General features: G+C 72.6%; 12 protein-coding genes and 1 pseudogene. 11 read left to right on the top strand and 2 right to left on the bottom strand.

Annotated features, from left to right (window positions below):
- The first annotated feature begins 205 nt into the window (after positions 1 to 205).
- From ACFY93_RS18280 to ACFY93_RS18265, 4 genes are all read left to right on the top strand, one after another.
- Complete coding sequence (locus tag ACFY93_RS18280; RefSeq protein ID WP_391359765.1) at positions 206 to 2,605, top strand: beta-L-arabinofuranosidase domain-containing protein; 2,400 nt, start codon at positions 206 to 208, stop codon at positions 2,603 to 2,605.
- 157 nt (positions 2,606 to 2,762) lie between these two features.
- Positions 2,763 to 5,111: a GH92 family glycosyl hydrolase gene (locus ACFY93_RS18275; protein ID WP_391359762.1), complete on the top strand. Its 2,349-nt coding sequence runs from the start codon at positions 2,763 to 2,765 to the stop codon at positions 5,109 to 5,111.
- A 206-nt stretch (positions 5,112 to 5,317) separates the two neighbouring features.
- A complete protein-coding gene (locus tag ACFY93_RS18270) occupies positions 5,318 to 6,655 on the top strand; it encodes a wax ester/triacylglycerol synthase family O-acyltransferase (protein WP_391359759.1) in 1,338 nt (445 codons plus the stop codon).
- A gap of 146 nt (positions 6,656 to 6,801) precedes the next feature.
- Positions 6,802 to 8,301 (top strand): SDR family NAD(P)-dependent oxidoreductase, encoded by a 1,500-nt coding sequence (locus tag ACFY93_RS18265; protein ID WP_391359756.1) that lies wholly within the window; start codon positions 6,802 to 6,804, stop codon positions 8,299 to 8,301.
- Positions 8,302 to 8,356: 55 nt separating this feature from the next.
- On the opposite strand, the gene ACFY93_RS18260 is transcribed toward ACFY93_RS18265, so the two are convergent.
- On the bottom strand, positions 8,357 to 8,947 hold the full coding sequence (locus ACFY93_RS18260; protein WP_391359753.1) for a hypothetical protein: 591 nt from the start codon (positions 8,945 to 8,947) through the stop codon (positions 8,357 to 8,359).
- 494 nt (positions 8,948 to 9,441) lie between these two features.
- On the opposite strand from ACFY93_RS18260, the gene ACFY93_RS18255 reads away from it, so the two are divergent.
- Together ACFY93_RS18255 and ACFY93_RS18250 are read left to right on the top strand one after the other, a co-directional pair.
- On the top strand, positions 9,442 to 9,669 hold the full coding sequence (locus ACFY93_RS18255) for a hypothetical protein (RefSeq protein WP_391359750.1): 228 nt from the start codon (positions 9,442 to 9,444) through the stop codon (positions 9,667 to 9,669).
- A gap of 53 nt (positions 9,670 to 9,722) precedes the next feature.
- Entirely contained in the window at positions 9,723 to 10,205 is a 483-nt protein-coding gene (locus ACFY93_RS18250) for a GNAT family N-acetyltransferase (protein WP_391359747.1), read from the top strand.
- A gap of 300 nt (positions 10,206 to 10,505) precedes the next feature.
- Here the strand turns inward: ACFY93_RS18250 and ACFY93_RS18245 are convergent, their stop codons facing one another.
- On the bottom strand, positions 10,506 to 11,552 hold the full coding sequence (locus ACFY93_RS18245) for a substrate-binding domain-containing protein (protein WP_391359745.1): 1,047 nt from the start codon (positions 11,550 to 11,552) through the stop codon (positions 10,506 to 10,508).
- Between the two features lie 246 nt (positions 11,553 to 11,798).
- Here ACFY93_RS18245 and ACFY93_RS18240 point away from each other — a divergent pair, with 246 nt between their 5' ends.
- The 5 genes and pseudogenes from ACFY93_RS18240 (at position 11,799) to ACFY93_RS18220 (ending at position 18,399) form a co-directional block, all read left to right on the top strand.
- On the top strand, positions 11,799 to 13,088 hold the full coding sequence (locus ACFY93_RS18240) for an extracellular solute-binding protein (RefSeq protein ID WP_391359743.1): 1,290 nt from the start codon (positions 11,799 to 11,801) through the stop codon (positions 13,086 to 13,088).
- 6 nt (positions 13,089 to 13,094) lie between these two features.
- Positions 13,095 to 14,041, top strand: a pseudogene (locus ACFY93_RS18235) (carbohydrate ABC transporter permease).
- Positions 14,042 to 14,073: 32 nt separating this feature from the next.
- Complete coding sequence (locus tag ACFY93_RS18230) at positions 14,074 to 14,967, top strand: ABC transporter permease subunit (RefSeq protein WP_391359925.1); 894 nt, start codon at positions 14,074 to 14,076, stop codon at positions 14,965 to 14,967.
- Between the two features lie 94 nt (positions 14,968 to 15,061).
- Positions 15,062 to 16,315, top strand: coding sequence for a glycosyl hydrolase (locus ACFY93_RS18225; RefSeq protein WP_391359741.1), 1,254 nt, complete (start codon positions 15,062 to 15,064; stop codon positions 16,313 to 16,315).
- A gap of 29 nt (positions 16,316 to 16,344) precedes the next feature.
- Positions 16,345 to 18,399 (top strand): endo-beta-N-acetylglucosaminidase, encoded by a 2,055-nt coding sequence (locus tag ACFY93_RS18220; RefSeq protein WP_391359738.1) that lies wholly within the window; start codon positions 16,345 to 16,347, stop codon positions 18,397 to 18,399.
- Positions 18,400 to 18,424 lie beyond the last annotated feature (25 nt).

Genomic DNA, 18,424 nt, shown 5'->3' with positions numbered 1-18,424 from the left:
CTCTCTCCTCAGGGCGCCGCCCCCATCGGGACGCGCCCGCACCCCCCGACGACGGGGCGCCCGCGGCAAGCACCTCCCCGCTTGCCCCCGCGCTCCGTCCCGGCCCCCTCGACGGGCCACCGGCGTGGCCCGGTCCCGCCCCACCACGGGCGGGGCCGGACACGCCCCACTCCACGTCCCGAGCCCCTCGCGACAGGAGCACCACATGCCCCTCAGAAGACGCCACTTCCTGCGGACGGGCTCCCTGGCCCTCGGCTCCCTCGCTCTGGGCGCCGGGCTTCCGGCCGCTTCGGCCGCCGCGGCCGGAGCGGGAACCGCCGGCCTCCTCCCGGACGCCTTCACCCGCCTCGCGCCCGGCAGCATCACCCCGCGCGGCTGGCTCGCAGGGCAGCTGAAGCTGCAGCTCGCGGGCCTGTGCGGGCGCTACGCCGAGCGCTCCCACTTCCTCGACCCCGACACCAGCGGCTGGGTCCACCCGGACAAAGGCGGCTGGGAGGAACTGCCGTACTGGCTGCGCGGCTATCTCCCGCTCGCCATCGCCACCCGTGACACCGAGGCGCTCGACCGCTGCCGCCGCTGGATCGACGCCGTCCTCGCCACCCAGCGCGGCGACGGCTTCTTCGGGCCGGAGGCCCTGCGCACCTCCCTGGGCGGCGGCCCCGACTTCTGGCCCTTCCTCCCGCTGCTCCAGGCCCTGCGCACCTACGAGGAGTACGCGCACGACGAGCGGATCGTGCCCTTCCTCACCCGCTTCCTGCGCTTCATGAACGCCCAGGGCAGCGGCGCCTTCGACACCGGCTGGGTCTCCGGGCGCTGGGGCGACGGCATGGACGTGGCCCTGTGGCTGCACCGCCGCACCGGCGACGCCTTCCTGCTCGACCTCGTCGACACGATGCACGCCTACGGCGCCGACTGGACCGGCCCCCTGCCCACCCCGCACAACGTCAACATCGCCCAGGGCTTCCGTGAACCGGCCCAGTACGCCCGGCGCACCGGGGACGCCGCTCTCACCCGGGCGACCTACCGGACGTACGAGCAGGTCCTCGGCGGGTACGGGCAGTTCCCCGGCGGCGGCATCGCCGGGGACGAGAACATCCGGCCCGGCTTCGGCGACCCCCGGCAGGGCTTCGAGACCTGCGGGGTCGTCGAGTTCATGGCCAGCCACGAACTGCTCACCCGGATCACCGGCGACCCGGTCTGGGCGGACCGCTGCGAGGACCTCGCCTTCAACCTGCTGCCCGCCACGCTCGACCCCGAGGGCCGGGCCGTCCACTACGTCACCAGCGCCAACGGCGTCGACCTCGACAACGCCCGCAAGACACAGGGCCAGTTCCAGAACGGCTTCGCGATGCAGTCGTACCAGCCGGGCGTCGACCAGTACCGCTGCTGCCCGCACAACTACGGCATGGGCTGGCCCTACTTCACCGAGGAACTCTGGCTCGCCACCCCCGACCAGGGCCTCGCCGCCGCGATGTACTCCCCGTGCCGGGTCACCGCGCGCGTCGCGGGCGGCACGACCGTGACCGTCACCGAGGACACCGACTACCCCTTCGACGAGACGGTCACCCTGACCGTGTCCACGCCCCGCCCGGTCGCCTTCCCGCTCCACCTGCGCATTCCCGGCTGGTGCACCGGACCCGAACTCCGGGTCGACGGCCGTGCGGTGGCCGCGAAGGACGGGCCCGCCTTCGTCCGCGTCGACCGCACCTGGGCGGACGGCGACAAGGTCACCCTGCGACTGCCGCAGCGCACCACCCTGCGCACCTGGCACGGCAACCACGACGCCGTGAGCGTCGACCACGGCCCCCTCACCTACGCCCTGAAGATCGGCGAGGAGTACGTACGGTACGCGGGCGACGACACGTTCCCCGAGTACGAGGTGCACGCCACCACCCCCTGGAACTACGGCCTCGTACCCGGTGCCTCACCCGTCTTCCGGCGCTGGCGCGGACGGATGGACGGCAACCCGTTCACCCACGAGGGCACCCCGGTCGGCATCAATATGAGAGCGCGCCGCATCCCCGAGTGGATCGCCGACGACGAACACCTGGTCGCGCCGCTCCAGCAGAGCCCGGCGCGCGGCGACGCGCCCGTCGAGAAGGTGACGCTGATCCCCATGGGCGCCGCCCGGCTGCGGATCACCTGTTTCCCGACGGCGGCCCCCGACGGCGGGAGGTGGACACCCGAGCCGCCCTTCCGGCGCATCGAGAACCGGAACAGCCGCAAGGTGCTGGCCGTCGACAACATGTCCACGGCCAACGGCGCCCGGGTCGTGCAGTTCGACAACACCGGTACGGGCGACCACGCCTGGCAGACCGTCGACAAGGGGGACGGCTGGTTCCTCGTCCGCAACGGCCACAGCGGCAAGGTGCTCGGCGTGGACGGCATGTCCACCGCCGACAGCGCGCACGTCGTCCAGTACGAGGACAACGGCACCGACGACCACCTGTGGACGTCCGTCGACCAGGGCGACGGCTGGTTCCTGCTGCGCAACCGGCACAGCGGCAAGGTGCTGGGCGTCGACGGGATGTCGGCCGCCGACACCGCCCAGGTGGTGCAGTTCGACGACAACGGGACGGCGGACCACCTCTGGCGGTTCGTCTGACCCCGGCCCACCGGCACATCGGCCCACCGGCGCTCCACCCCAGGGCCGGGCACGCCGTCCGGCGCACCCGGTCTTGACGAGTACACGCACGCCACGAAGAATGAGCGCACTCGCGCTATGACAACGTTGTCCGAGCATGGAGGAGGCAGTCCCGCCCATGAGATGGACCCAACGGCTACGCGGTGCGGGGACGGTGGCCGCGGCAGCGGCGCTCCTCGGCGGCGTCCTCGCCGCACCGGCGGCCCACGCGGCCGGACCGCGCGACGGCCGGCTCACCGACCTCGTCAACCCGTTCATCGGCACCGAGAACGAGGGCAACACCTACCCCGGCGCCGCCGTACCCTTCGGCATGGTGCAGTTCTCGCCCGACACCGGCCACAACACCGGGTACGACTACTCCCAGAACCACATCCGCGGCTTCTCCCTCGTCCACCTCTCGGGCGTCGGCTGCGGCCTCGGCGGCGATCTGCCCGTCCTGCCCACCACCGGTGACGTCACCACCACGGACTACGCCCGCTACGAGGCCGAGTTCAGCCACGACGACGAGAAGGCGAGCCCCGGCTACTACAAGGTCGGCCTGAAGACCGGCATCGACGCCGAACTGACCGCCACCGCGCGCACCGGTGTCCAGCGCTACACCTTCCCCGCCACCGACAAGGCCAACGTCCTGCTCAACGCGGGCCAGTCGCTGCACAGCACGGCCTCCACCAAGGTCGAGATCCTCGACAACAGGACCGTACGGACGGCCATCACCGGCAGCGGCTTCTGCCAGTCCACCAAGCCCTACACCGTCTACACGGTCACCCGCTTCGACCGGCCCTTCACCACCTCGGGCACCTGGCACGGCGACACCGTCACCGAGGGCTCCAAGGAGTCCGAGGGCTCCGGCCGCAACGGCGCCTTCGTCCGCTTCGACACCACCGAGGACCGCACCGTCGAGGCGACGACCGCCCTCTCGTACGTCGACGCCCGGGGCGCCGCGCTCAACCTCCGGTCGGAGGGCGGCCGTTCCTTCGACAAGGCCCGGGACAAGGCCCGGCGCGCCTGGGAGGACCGGCTCGACGACGTCCGGGTACGGGGCGGCGACGAGACCCTGCGCCGCACCTTCTACTCGTCCCTGTACCGGTCGTTCCTCGCGCCGAACATCGGCAGCGACGCCGACGGCCGCTACACCGGCTGGGACCAGAAGATCCACCGCACGGCCTCCGACGGGGGGTTCACCTACTACCAGAACTGGTCGCTCTGGGACACCTACCGCACCCAGTCGCAGCTGCTCTCCCTGCTCGCCCCGCGCGAGGCCCGCGACATGGCGATCTCCGTCATCAGGATCGACGAGGAGAGCGGCTGGCTGCCCAAGTGGGGCTACGGCACCGTCGAGACCGACATCATGACCGGCGACCCGGTCACCCCCTTCCTCACCAACGCCTACCAGCAGGGGCTGCTCAAGGGGTACGAGGAGCGCGCCTACCGGGCGCTGCGGAAGAACGCCGACGGCGTGCCGCCCGCCGACTCGCCCGCCGTGGGCCGGGAGGCGAACAAGGAGTACATCGCCGACGGCTTCGCCCCGTACGTCAAGGGCCGCCCGCACGCCAAGCCCGGCGACTCCGACTACGACCACGGCGCCTCCGCCACCCTGGAGTACGCCCTGTCCGACGCCATGCTCGCCGAGATGGCCCGCGACCTCGGCCACGGAGCCGACGCCGCGCGCTACGCCGAGCGGGCGCAGAACTACCGGAGGATCTTCGACCCCGCGACCGGCTTCTTCCGCGCCCGCGACGCCTCCGGCGCCTTCACCGGACCGGACGACCCGGCGCGGAGCGAGGGCTTCCACGAGGGCACGTCCTGGCAGTACCAGTGGCTCGTCCCGCAGGACCTTCCGGGCATGGTCGGCCTGATCGGCGGCAAGCAGGCCGCCAACGACCGGCTCGACTCCTTCTTCGCCTACGACCAGCTGGTGAAGGACCCGGCGAAGACCGCCCGCGAGGTGTGGGTCAACGGCCCGTACGACTACTACAACGCCGACAAGTACAACCCGCAGAACGAGCCCGACCTCATCGCCCCGTACACGTACCTGTCGACCGGGCAGCCCTGGAAGACCACGGACGTGGTGCACGCCGCGCTGACCCTCTTCACGGACACGCCGACCGGAATGACCGGCAACGACGACCTGGGCACGATGTCCGCCTGGAACGTCCTGTCGTCCATCGGCATCTTCCCGGTGCAGCCCGGCTACGCCACCTGGGGCCTGTCCACGCCCGTCTTCGACCGCGTCGACCTCACCCTGGACCGGCGCTACTACCCGCGCGGAGCCCTGACCGTCACCGCGCCGGGCACCTCGGAGAGCAACCGCTACATCCGGTCGGCGCGGACGGACTCCCACGCCTACGGCCGTACGTATCTGACGACCGACGCGCTGCGCGCCACCCGCTCGCTCGCGTTCACCGTCGGCTCCGATCCGTCCGACTGGGGTACATCCGCGGACGCTGCACCGCCGGCGCTGAACTGACGCCGACGGGCCGCGGCCGCCCCGGCGCCGCCCGGTAATCCCTTGTCATCCCCCGGGTCCCGCCCCCTCCCGGCACCTCTCCTGCCGTCCGGAGGGGGCGGGACTTGATCTGCTGTTAACTGAGCGTAGCCTGATCGCACTTGACCGTAATCATCCCTCGGGGATTGACTGCTGGTTCACCCTTCGCCGACGTCGAGAGCACTCCATTGACCTCTGACCTGCTCGCCCCACTCGACCTGGCCTTCTGGAACATCGAGTCGGCCGAGCACCCGATGCACCTGGCCGCCCTCGGCGTCTTCACGGCCCGCTCGCCCACCGCCGCCGCGCACGCCGCCGACCTGCTCGCCGCCCGCGCCGCGGGGGTGCCGGGCCTGCGGATGCGCATCCGCGACCTGTGGCAGCCGGCCACCCTGCGGCGCACCCTCGCCATCGGCGGCGCCACCCGGGAACCCGCCCCGGACTTCGACCCGCTCGACCACGTCCGGCTGCACGCCCCCGTCGCCGACTTCCACGCGGCCACCGGCCCGCTCATGCAGCGCCCCCTGGAGCGCGGACGCCCGCCCTGGGAGGCCCACGTCCTGCCGGGCGAGGACGGCGTCTCCTTCGCCGTGCTCTTCAAGTTCCACCACGCGCTCGCCGACGGACTGCGGGCGCTGACCCTGGCCGCCGCGATCATGGACCCCCTGGACCTGCCGGCACCCCGCCCGCGGCCCGCGCCGCCCCGCGGGACCCCGGTCCCCGACGTCCGCGACCTGCCCGGCCTCCTGCGCGGCAGACTCCAGGACGTCGCCCGCGCCCTCGACATCACCACCTCCGTGGCCCGCGCCGGCTGGACGGCACGCCCCACCCCCGCCCTGACCTCACGGCCCACCGGCACCCGCCGCACGGCGGGCGTGCTCATCGACCTCGACGAGGTCCACCTCGTCCGCAAGAGCGCCGGCGGCACCGTCAACGACGTCCTGATCGCGCTCGTCGCGGGCGCGCTGCGCCGCTGGCTCGACGAGCGCGGCGACGGCGTCGACGGCGACGCGCCCCGTGCCCTGATCCCCGTCTCCAGGCGCCGCCCGCGCACCGCCCACCCGCAGGGCAACCGGCTCTCCGGCTACCTCGTGCGGCTCCCCGTCGACGACCCGGACCCGCTCGGGCGGCTGCGCGCCGTCCGCACGGCCATGGACCGCAACAAGGAGGCGGGCCCCCACCGCGGGGCGGGCGCCGTCGCCCTCCTCGCCGACCACGTGCTGCCGCTCGGCCACCGGCTCAGCGGACCCGTGGTCGGCCAGGCCGCCCGGCTCCTCTTCGACATCCTGGTCACCAGCGTGCCGCTGCCCAGCCCCGGCCTGACCCTCGGCGGCTGCCCGCTCGCCGAGGTCTATCCGCTCGCCCCGCTCGCCCGCGGGCAGGCCCTCGCCGTCGCCGTCTCCACGTACCGCGGCCGGGTCCACTACGGGCTCGTCGCCGACGCCGAGGCGGTGCCGGACCTCGACGTGCTGGCCCACGCGCTGAGCGCGGAGGTGGCGGCCCTGACCGAGGCCTGCGGCCCCTGACCGCGCCGCGAGCACCACGCCCGCCGTCCCCTCCGGCAGCCGGTGATCATCGCGGGTTTGGTGCCGGGACCGTCGCTCCGTAAAATTCCGCCTTCGAAAGCGAGCGCGGTCCGAGCGCGGCGCGCAACCCGAGGAACGGCAACGCGATGACGGTGACAGACGACAGCCAGGCGGCCCCCGCCGTGGGCACGGCACAGGTGGTGGCCCAGGCCTCGTACGGCCCCGGAATCGACCCGGAGCGGCTGGCCGTGTGCCTGTCCGTCCTCGACGAGCTGGACAAGCTGGACGTCGACCACCCCGACGCCGTCGCCGTCCGCCGCGCCACCGCCGGCGTCTACCGCACGGTCAAGCAGCGCCGCCGCCAGGAGCGCCGGGCCGCCAAGACCGCCCACGACAAGGCGGTCACCGAAGCCACCGCCACCGGGTCCGCCCAGCGCATCGACGACGAGACCGAGGGCATCCTGCCGTCGTCCGTGACGGAGGCCGGCGAGATCGCGGGGATACTCCAGCGGCCGCGGTCCTGCTACACCTGCAAGAAGCGGTACGTCGAGGTCGACTACTTCTACCACCAGCTCTGCCAGGACTGCGCCGCCGAGAACCGCTCCCGCCGTGAGGCCCGCGCCGACCTGACGGGCAAGCGCGCCCTGCTCACGGGCGGCCGCGCCAAGATCGGCATGTACATCGCCCTGCGGCTGCTGCGCGACGGCGCGCACACCACGATCACCACGCGCTTCCCGAACGACGCGATCCGCCGCTTCAAGGCCATGCCCGACAGCGACGAGTGGATCGGCCGCCTGAAGATCGTCGGCATCGACCTGCGCGACCCGGCCCAGGTCGTCGCCCTCGCCGACTCGGTCGCCGCACAGGGCCCGCTCGACATCCTGATCAACAACGCGGCGCAGACCGTACGCCGCTCCCCGGAGGCCTACAGCGAGCTGCTCGCCGCCGAGTCGGGCCCCCTGCCCGCCGGTGAGCTGCCGCCCGCCGAGGTCATCGGCACCTTCGGCTCGGGCGCCGTCGCCGCGCTGCCCGTCCCCGGGGGCGGCGCGCTGACCGCGCGGGACGTCACCGAGCTGGCGCTCGTCTCCGGGTCCGCCTCCCTGGAGCGGATCGCCGCCGGCACGGCCATCGACGCGGGCGGGCTCGTGCCCGACCTGCACGACACCAACAGCTGGATCCAGGCGGTCGAGGAGGTCACGCCGGTCGAGCTCCTCGAGGTCCAGCTCTGCAACTCCACCGCGCCGTTCATCCTCATCAGCCGGCTGCGCGCCGCGATGGCGGCGGCGTCGGCGAAGCGCACGTACATCGTGAACGTCTCCGCGATGGAGGGCGTCTTCAACCGCGGCTACAAGGGCGCGGGCCACCCGCACACCAACATGGCCAAGGCCGCGCTCAACATGCTCACCCGCACCAGCGCGCAGGAGATGTTCGAGAAGGACGGCATCCTGATGACGGCCGTCGACACCGGCTGGATCACGGACGAGCGCCCGCACCCCGACAAGATGCGTCTCGCGGACGCCGGTTTCCACGCGCCGCTCGACCTGATCGACGGTGCGGCCCGGGTCTACGACCCGATCGTCCGGGGCGAGCAGGGCGAGGACCTCTACGGCGTCTTCCTGAAGGACTACGCGCCGGGCAAGTGGTGAGGCGGGCGCCGGACCGCGGGGGACCGGGCGGGGGGGGACCCGCGGGATCCGGCGGTCAGTCGACCGCGCCGAGGCGCGCGTGCCGGGCGGCGACGAGTTCCAGCAGGGTGCGCCAGTCCTCCATGACCCCGGCGTTCAGTCCGGCGAGACCGGCCGCCTCGTGCGCCTGACGCAGCGTCAGCGCGTCGTCGGCCAGGGGGCCGAGGCCGTCGAGGCCGCCGCGGGGCGCGGCGTGCAGGCGTACGAGCCGGGCGACGCGCTCGCCGAGCAGCGGCCGTATCGCGTCGGCCGCCGCGTCCGCGGCCGTGCAGGCGGTCGTGTCCGCGGCCGTGCGGGCTGCAGGAGGTGCCGTCCGCGCGGCGGGTCCCGGGCGGCGGGCATGCCCGGCGGCCGGTGCGAGCAGCGGACCGATGCCATGGACCAGGCCCGCCACCTGCAGTTCCTTGTCGCCGGGCCGGTCACGGCGCAGCAGCGCGGCGGTCCGCAGCGCGTGCTCGTGCGGATCGTCCGCGGCACCCTCCCGCGCCCCGGCCGTCCCGGTGCGGCCCGCCGCCGGGCCGGAGCGGGGGAGACCGTCCGGGGTGCCCCGGACGCCCCGGCAGGCGTGCAGCAGATCCATCAGCTCATCGATACCGCGCAGCTCCATGCGTCAGTCCTCCCGGCGGGCGAAGCCGTTGCCTGACGTCAGCAGAGCACGGCTCGCTGTCGATTCGGCCAACGGGACCTGAACTGCGTCCCGTGTCCGGGCTGTCGCCCCGTCCGCGGCGGGCGCTCACGGCCCCGTACGGCTCGCAATGAGCCGAACGGGTGACACCAAGGTGTGCACATCGGGTCAAACAGGTGCAGATTAGGGCCTGCTGAGCGTTGAACGGCTCAAGACAGTTACCCCTCGTTTTCGGCCCTATCGAGCAGGCGCCCGCTCATTTGGTTACTCTGTAGTGGACGGACAGCCACTTCTGGGTTCCACCCACACCCACGGTCCGTCCCGGGACAAGCCGGTCACCACGGCCTGCTCTCCATCGAGTTACCGGCGCCACCGCGTCCCTAACTGCATTCGACTCAAGCCCGAGTGGACGTCAGACGGCGGCGACAGAGCGGCCCCTGTGTCCCGAGGGTGACCCGACACATAAGGAGTGCGCGGTGACACCGGAGAAGACGAATCTCGAAGAGCGCCCCGAGGACGTGGAGATCGTGGCGGCAGGCCCTGTGGCCGATCGCGGCGGCCCCGTCACGAGCGTGAAGACCCGTACGAAGGGCCCCCAGGAGAAGCTGGGCAGCCTCGACGTGTGGGCCAGGTCCGCCCCGATCCGTCTCGCCGGCTACGAGGACGACCTCGCCGAGCCGCACATCCTGCCCAGCGTCGACTGACGGGCGGGCCCGTCCCGCTCCCTGACCGGCGTGGGCGTGCGAAACTCACGCCCATGCTGATCAGAGACGCGACGGCCGACGACTGGCCGAAGATCTGGCCCTTCTGGCACCGGATCGTCGCCGCCGGGGACACCTACGCCTGGGATCCGGAAACCTCCGAAGAAGCCGCCCGCGCGCTGTGGACGGGTCCGGGCAAGCGGGTGTACGTGGCCGAGGGCGAGGACCGGAACATCGTCGGCTCCGCGTACGTCACGCCGAACTACGCGGGCCCCGCCGCCCGCGTCGCCAACGCGGGATTCATGGTCGACCCGGACCGCTCCGGCCAGGGCATCGGCCGTGCCCTCGCCGAACACGTCCTGGTCGCCGCGAAGGCCGACGGGTACCGGGCCATGGTGTTCAACGCCGTGGTGGAGACCAACCCGGCGGTGAGACTGTGGACTTCACTGGGCTTCACCGTCCTGGGCACCGTACCGGAGGCCTACGACCACCCCCGGCACGGAAGAGTCGGACTGCACATCATGTACAGGGTGCTCTAGCAGCCTGTCGGGGCGGGACCCCGGCCGAGCGGTTCCATGCACCACCATGCCCGCGGCCGCGGCCGCTCCCAGTCTCCGTGGAACCGGGATGCGTGAACGGACGACGACGGGGCAGAGGGGCGATGCGGTCTCCGGGACGTCGGCGTCCCGGAGACCGCACTCGTCCACCTCTCGGGCCTGGACTCCTCTCGCCGTCATGTGACTTCGGACATCCTGGTCCGTGTGTCCACACGTGATCCGGGGACCGTACGGGCCGCGGGCCACCCGGGGGACCGGTTCTGAGCCGGGAACCGATCTCCCTCAGACGTCGCGCGCCGGTCCCGTGCTGTCCCGTTCGATCAGTCCGGGCACCGGGACCCGCACCGTGCGGGTCGTGCCGCCGTCCAGCAGGGACGTCAGTTCCTGCGCGGCGGTCCTGCCGAACTCCACGGTGTCCCGGGACAGTGCCGACAGCCACGGCTTGACCATGCGGCACAGCGCGGAGTCCTCCCAGGCCACCACGGAGACGTCGTCCGGTACACGGAAGCCGAGTTCGGTCGCGGCGGCGACCCCGGCGAGTGCCATCACGTCGTTGTCGAAGACCAGCGCGGTCGGCGGCGCGGCACCGGCCAGCACCCGGCGCGTGACGGCGGCACCCTCCGCGTCCGAGTAGTCCGTGGTCACCGAGCGCACCTCCGTCAGTCCCCGGCGCCCGGCCTCGGCGCGCAGCGTACGGATCCGGCGCTCGGTGTGCGCGAGCCCGGGCAGTCCCGCGATGTGCACGATCCGGCGATGGCCGAGGGCGTGCAGCCGGTCCACCACCGAGGCCATCGCACCCGCGTCGTCCGCCCACACCGTCGACAGCCCCGGGTGCCGGGCGTCCGGCATCCCGCCGATGACCACCGCCGGCAGTCCGAGGCCGTCCAGCAGGTCGGGGCGCGGGTCGTCGGTGCGCGGATCGACGGCCAGCACACCGTCCACGCGGTGCTCGGCCCACCAGCGCCGGTACACCGCGCACTCGGCGTGCACGTCCTCGACGACCTGGAAGAGCAGCCCGAGATGACGCTCGGCCAGCACCTCCTGGACGCCGGAGATCAACTGGAGGAAGAACGAGTCCACGCCGAGCGTGCCGGCGGGACGCGCCACCACCAGGCCGACCGTCGCCGCGCCCTCGCCGGACAGCGCGCGCGCCGCCGTGCTGGGCCGCCAGCCCAGCTGATCGGCCACCCGGCGCACCCGGTCACGGGTGACCTCGGAGACCCCCGGCCGGCCGTTGAGCGCGAAGGAGACCGCGCTCTCGGAGACGCCGGAGCGCCGCGCGATGTCCTTCATCGTCGGTCTGCGCGCGGGAGACCGCTTGGCGGGCAATCCGTCCCCCTTTTCCTCGTACGAAACGGTGCCGCGAAAGGACCACCGCACTAAAGCGCTTGAGCGGGAACAACCTAATGCGCTTTAGCCGATCACGGCAAGACGGTCAGCACACCTCTTTGACCAGCGGCTTTGCGGAGCTAATGACTTTAGCTCCGCCTCATCCATTGACGTGGCCCGGAAACCGGCTGCAAGGTCTGCGACGGCACACATTCGCCGACGCCACCGCAAAGGAGCCGTGTCATCGTGCGCCTTCCTCGCAGAGCTCTCGCCGCCGCCGTGATCGCCGTCGTCCTGCCGCTGAGCGGGTGCGGCTCCGGTGATCCGGGAGGCGGCTCGACGGACGCCTCCGGCAGGATCGAGGGCGACATCACCTTCCAGACCTGGAACCTCCGGGCCAACTTCAAGCCGTACTTCGAGGGCCTGATCGCCGGCTTCGAGAAGAAGTACCCGGACGCGCACGTGAAGTGGGTCGACCAGCCCGCCGAGGGCTACGCCGACAAGATCAGCGCGGACGCGGCCGGCGGCACCCTGCCCGACGTCGTGAACGTCTCCCCGGACCTGGTCGCCCCGCTCGCCAAGGCCGGCCTCGCGCTGGACCTCGACAAGGCGGCCGCCGACTACCGCCGGGAGTACCTCGACGGAGCCTGGGCGAGCCATCGCATACCGGGCATGACCGGCACGTACGCCTTCCCCTGGTACCTGAACACCGGCCCCCTCTTCTACAACAAGAGCCTCTTCGAGAAGGCCGGGCTCGACGCCTCGAAGCCTCCGCGGACGTACGACGAACTCTTCGCCGACGCGACGCGGCTGGCCGAGAAGAGCCACGGCAAGGTCGCCACGCTCGCCAACGTCCCCACGATCGAGGACTTCGGCCGTTACGGCGTCCAGCTCATGAACAAGGAGGGCACCGGGTTCCGCTTCAACGACTCCAAGGGGGTCGAACTGCTCACCAGGTACAAGGAGCTGTACGACGCGAAGGCGCTCGATCCGCAGGCGCTGACCGCCACCCCCGAGTCGTCCGGCAAGAAGTTCCTCACCGGGGCCGTCGCGATGAACCCGGGCAGCGCACTGGACCTCGGCAACTTCAAGAAGCAGGCGCCGGACCTCTACAGGAACATCGGCATCACGGACCAGATCACCAGCACCGGCAAGGTCAACATGTACGTGATGGGCGTGATGGTCAACGCGCGCACCAGGCACACCCCGGCCGCCGTCGCCTTCGCCCACTACGTCACCGACGCACGACACCAGATGGAGTTCGCCAAGAAGGTCGCCATCTTCCCGAGCACCGCCGGTTCCCTGGACGACCCGTACTTCACCAAGGAGGACGGAACGGACGAGACGCGGGTACGGGTCGCCGCCGCCAAGTCGCTGAAGAACGCGGTGAACTACACCCCCGTCCTGTTCAGCGAGCAGATGAAGACCGAGCTGCGCAACTCCGTCGCCAGGGCGCTGCAGGGCAAGGAGAGCCCCGAGGAAGCCCTTGACAACGCTGTCAAGGCGTGCGACCGGCTGCTCGAGCAGCAGGGCTGAACCGGCATGGCGAGTCCCACGGTGCCGCGGACGCGCCGCCGTCCGCCCGCGCCGGTGACGCGAGGCGCCCCGTCCGCCGCGAGGGTGCGGCGCCAGCTGCCCACCAGTCCCTGGCTGTTCGCCGCGCCGGGGCTGCTGATCACCGGCGCCTTCATCCTCTACCCGTTCGTCTCCACCCTGGTCAACTCCCTCACCGACCGCCGGACCCTGGTCCCCGGCCGGTTCGTCGGACTGGCCAACTTCCGGGAACTGCTGCACGACGACATGTTCTGGATCGGCCTGCGCAACAGCTCGCTGTACGTCCTCGGGGTCGTCCCCGCGCTCGTCCTGCTGCCGCTGCTGCTCGCTCTGCTGGTCCGGAAGAACATTCCCGGCATCGCCTTCTTCCGGTCGGCCTTCTACACCCCGGTGGTCGCCTCCATCGTCGTGGTCGGCCTGATCTGGGTGTGGCTCTGGACGAACGCGGCCTGGTCAACTCGCTGCTGGAGGCCGTCGGAGTCGGCCGGGCCGGCTTCCTGAGCGACCAGTGGCTGCTCCTGCTGAGCGCCATGGCCGTCACGGTCTGGAAGGGACTCGGCTACTACATGATCATCTACCTGGCCGCGCTGGCCGACGTCCCGCGCGAGCTGCACGAGGCCGCCGCGGTGGACGGCGCGGGCGCGCTGCGCCGCTTCCTCACGGTCACCGTGCCCGCCGTCCGCTCCACCATGGTCCTGGTCGGCGCGCTCTCCTCGGTCGCCGCCTTCAAGGTGTTCTCCGAGGTGTACCTGATGGCCGGCCCCGACGGCGGCCCGGCGGGCGAGGACACCACCCTCGTGATGCTCGTCCAGCGCACCGGCACCGGGCTGACCGGCCGCGTCGGCTACGCCTCCGCCCTCTCGGTGGTCGTCTTCGCCGTCACCGTCGCGCTGATGCTGCTCGTCCTGCGCGCCGACCGGAAGGAGGACACGTGAGCACCGCCGGGAAAAGCGGCGAGCCCGGCACGGTGACACCCGGCACGGCGCCGCCCCGGGCGCGCGGGCGCCGCCGCCGGGTCACCGACGAGAACGGCCGCCGCGTACCCGCCTGGGAACTGGCTTTGCGCTACCTGCTGCTGCTCGCCGTCCTCGCCCTCACCGTCGGCCCCTTCCTGTGGCAGCTCTCCACCTCGCTGAAGGGCCCGACCGAGAACATCTTCAGCTCCCCGCCCCGGTTCCTCCCGGGCGAGCCCACCCTCCACAACTACGAGCGGGTCGCCGACACCATCCCCGTGTGGGACTACGCCCTCAACTCGCTCAAGGTCGCCGGCGCGAACGTCGTCACCAACTGCGTGGGCTCGGCCCTCGCGGGCTACGCCCTCGCCCGGCTGCGCTACCGCGGACGCGGGGCCGCCACGCTCGTGTTCATCCTGGCGATGCTCGTGCCCGTGGAGGGCATCATCATCGCCCAGTTCACGACGATGCGGGAACTCGGCCTTAACAACACCCTCATCGGAGTGGTCCTGCCCGGCAGCGTCGGCGCGATGAACGTCCTGCTGATGCGCAACGCCTTCCGCAACCTGCCCGAGGAGGTCGAGGAGGCCGCGTTCGTCGACGGGGCCGACGTCTGGCAGCGCTTCCTGCGGATCGCGCTGCCGTCCGTCAGGGGCACCCTCGCCGTCGTCGCGATCTTCGCCTTCATGGGCGCCTGGGACGACTTCCTGTGGCCCCTCATCGTGCTGAGCGACCCCTCCAAGTTCACCCTGACCATCGGCCTCAACTACCTCCACGGCACGTTCGCCAACGACGAACGGCTCGTCGCCGCCGGCACGGTCATCGCCGTGGCCCCGCTGATCGCCCTCTTCGCCTGCCTCCAGCGGTACTTCTTCCGCGGCGTCGGCGAGGGCGCCGTCAAGGGCTGAGCGACCCGGCCGCCCGCGACCCACCGGCCCGCCCTCCCGCACCGCGCACGCCCGCCCTCCCGCACCCCGCACTCCCGATCCGCGAGGACCCCGTATGCCCTCTGCCGTGCGCTTCGGCGTCAACTACACCCCGAGCGAGGGGTGGTTCCACCACTGGCTCGACTTCGACCTCGACTCCGTCCGCGCCGACCTCGACTCCGTCGCCGCCCTCGGTCTCGACCACATCCGGGTCTTCCCGCTGTGGCCCTACTTCCAGCCCAACCGGACCCTGATCCGCCCGCGCGCCGTCGAGCAGCTCGTCGCCCTCGCCGACGCCGCCGCCGAACGGGGACTGGACGTCAACGTGGACGGCCTCCAGGGGCATCTGTCGAGCTTCGACCACCTCCCCGCCTGGACGCGGACCTGGCACCGGCGGAACATCTTCACCGACCCGGACGTCGTGGACGCGGAGGCCGCGTACCTGCGGACCCTCGCCGCCGCCCTCGCCGACCGGCCGAACTTCATCGGCATGACCATCGGCAACGAGGTCAACCAGTTCGCCTCCGGGCCGCACCCCGACCCCGACCGCGTCACCTCCGACGAGGCGGCCCGGTGGCTGACCCGGCTGCTCGCGGCCTGTGAGGCGGGCGCTCCCGGCCGGCTGCACCTGCACGCCTCCTACGACGCGGCCTGGTACCAGGACGACCAGCCGTTCACCCCCGGGCACTCCGCCGGGCTCGGCGCGCTGACCGCCGTGCACTCCTGGGTGTTCAACGGAACCGCCCAGCGCCACGGCCGTACGGGGACGGCGACCGAGCACCACGCCGCCTACCTGGTCGAACTGTCCAAGGCGTGGGCCGACGACCCGCGCCGCCCCGTCTGGCTCCAGGAGGTCGGCGCCCCCGCCCCGCTGATCCCCGCCGAGCACGCGGCCGGCTTCACCGAGGCCACCGTCCGCGGCGCCCTCGACTGCCCCAACCTGTGGGGCGTCACCTGGTGGTGTTCCCACGACGTCAGCCGCGACCTCGCCGACTTCCCCGAACTCGAGTACGGGCTCGGGCTGATGACCAACGACCGGACGGCCAAACCCGCCGGCCGCGCCCTCGCCCGGCTCGTCGAGGAGCAGCGCGCCCGTCCGCACGTCCCCGCGCCCCGCACCACCGCGCTCGTCGTCGACACCCACGCCGGCACCCGGCGTTCCGTGTGCGCCCCCGGCGGCCCGGTCTTCGAGGCGTTCGCCCGGCTCACCGCGGACGGGGCCCGCCCCACCACCGTCCTCGCGCACCGCGCCGACGACGGGGAACACCTCGCCGCGCGCGGCATCACCGAGGTCGTCACACCCGACCGCGTCGTCAGTACAGCGCCGTAGCCCGTCCCCCCAGCGATACGGAGCCCACCGTGAAACCCAGCAGACGCACCCTCCTGCTCTCCGCGGCCACGGCCGCCGCGGGACTCGTCCCCGGACTGTCCGATACGGCCGCGGCCGCCGCCCGCGACCTCCAGCCGTACGCCTCCTACTGGTACCCGGACTCCCTGCCGGCGGGCACGCCCGGACCGGGCATCACCTGGCGCAGCCTCGCGGACTGGAGCACCGACACCGACGCCGACCTGCCCTTCAACGCGGCCCGTGTGCCGCTCGCCGACCGGTTCACGCCGACGCCGGTGAACCCGATCGCCCGCGCCGGCCAGGCCCGTGTCCAGTCCCTCGTCTCCTTCGGACCCACCGCGGGCAACCGCTCGCAGGGCGCCCCCACCGCCGACTACTACGCCCTCACCCACTGGGCGTACATCGACGAACTCGTCTTCTGGGGCGGCTCCTCCGGCGAAGGCCTGATCCTCGCGCCGAACGCACCGGTCGTCGACGCCGCGCACCGCCACGGCGTGCCCGTCCTCGGCAACGTGTTCCTGCCCCCGGCCGCCTACGGCGGGCAGCTCCAGTGGACCCGCGACCTCGTCCGCAGGGACGCCGCGGGCCACTACCCGCTCGCCGGGCGGCTCGTCGAGGTGGCGGCGGCGTACGGCTTCGACGGCTGGTTCGTCAACGCCGAGACCGGCGGCGGCGACCCCGCGCTCGCCACCGGCATGCTCGGCTTCCTCGACGAGCTCAGGTCGCTGGGCGCGGCGCGGGGACAGCGCGTGACCTGGTACGACGCGATGACGGTGGACGGCACGGTGAGCTGGCAGGGCGCGCTCGACGACCGCAACAGCGCGTTCTTCGAGACCGCCGACTCGATGTTCGTCGACTTCCGCTGGTCCGCGGGCGCCCTCGCCTTCTCGGCGGCCACCGCCCGGCGGCTGGGCGGCGACCCGTACGAGCTGTGGGCGGGCGTCGACGTCGAGGCCGCCGGCACCGCCGCCCGGGTGGACTGGGACGCGGTCGTGCCCACCGGCCGGGACCACGTCGTCTCGGTGGGCTTCTACCGGCCCGAGTGGACCCGCAACCACCTGCCCGCCGGCCACACGCCCGGCGACTTCCACGCCGCCGACGACCTGTTCTGGACGGGAGCGACCCTCGATCCCGCCACCGCCGACCCGGGCGCCCGCTGGCGCGCCCCGGCGGTGTCCGTCGCCGACCGCTCGACGGTCGCCTCAGTACCCTTCGCGACCGTCTTCAACACCGGGCACGGCCTCAAGTGGTACGAGGACGGCGAGGTCACCTCGGACACCGCCTGGAACCACCTCGGCCTCCAGGACCGGCTGCCGTCCCGCCGATGGGTCGTCCGCACGACCGGCCGGCGCCCCTCGGTCGCCTTCGACTTCGCGGACGCCTGGCGCGGCGGCAGCAGCCTCCTCGTCGACGGCGATCTCGACGGACCCGTCACCCTCGACCTGTACGCGACCCGGCTGCCGCTCGGCCCGGCCACGGTCGCCGAGCTGACCCACCGGGCCGAGGCGGGCGACGTCACGGTCGAACTCGCCGTCGCCACCGCCGAGCCCGGAGCCCCGGGCGAGGCACCCCCGTACACCTACCTCCCGCTCACCCCGGGCGGCCGGGGCCGCGGTCACGGCCGGGACAGGGACCCCGTCGGCGACGCGGCCGGCTGGCTCACCTCGCGCGTCCGTGTCGCGCGGCTGTCCGGCACCGTCCACGCCCTCGGCGTCCGGATCACCCCCGCCGCCGGCACCGAGCGGGTCCGGCTGCGGCTCGGCCGGCTCGCGGTCCGCGACCGGACGGTCACCCCGGCCGCCCCCTCCGGCCTGCGGATCACCGACGCCGACGGCGGCGGCTTCCGCTTCCGGTGGCACGGCGCCCCCGGCCACGTCCGCCACTACGCGCTGCACCGCGTCCTTCCCGACGGCACGCGCCGCTTCCTCGGCGGCACCTGCCAGACCGCTTTCTACGCCGGCGGCCTCGCGCCCGAGCAGGGCGAGCGAGCCGCACGGTTCGACGTCCGCGCGGTAGGGGAGTTGTTCACCGTCTCCTCCCCGTCCACGACGACGCACACCTGGTAGCCGGCCCCCCGACGCCCCCTCACCC

The organism is Streptomyces sp. NPDC008313 (genome assembly GCF_042956125.1).
Lineage (GTDB): Bacteria > Actinomycetota > Actinomycetes > Streptomycetales > Streptomycetaceae > Streptomyces.
The sequence above is the reverse complement of the archived record's forward strand: the minus strand, read 5'-3'. Positions and strand labels throughout refer to the sequence as shown.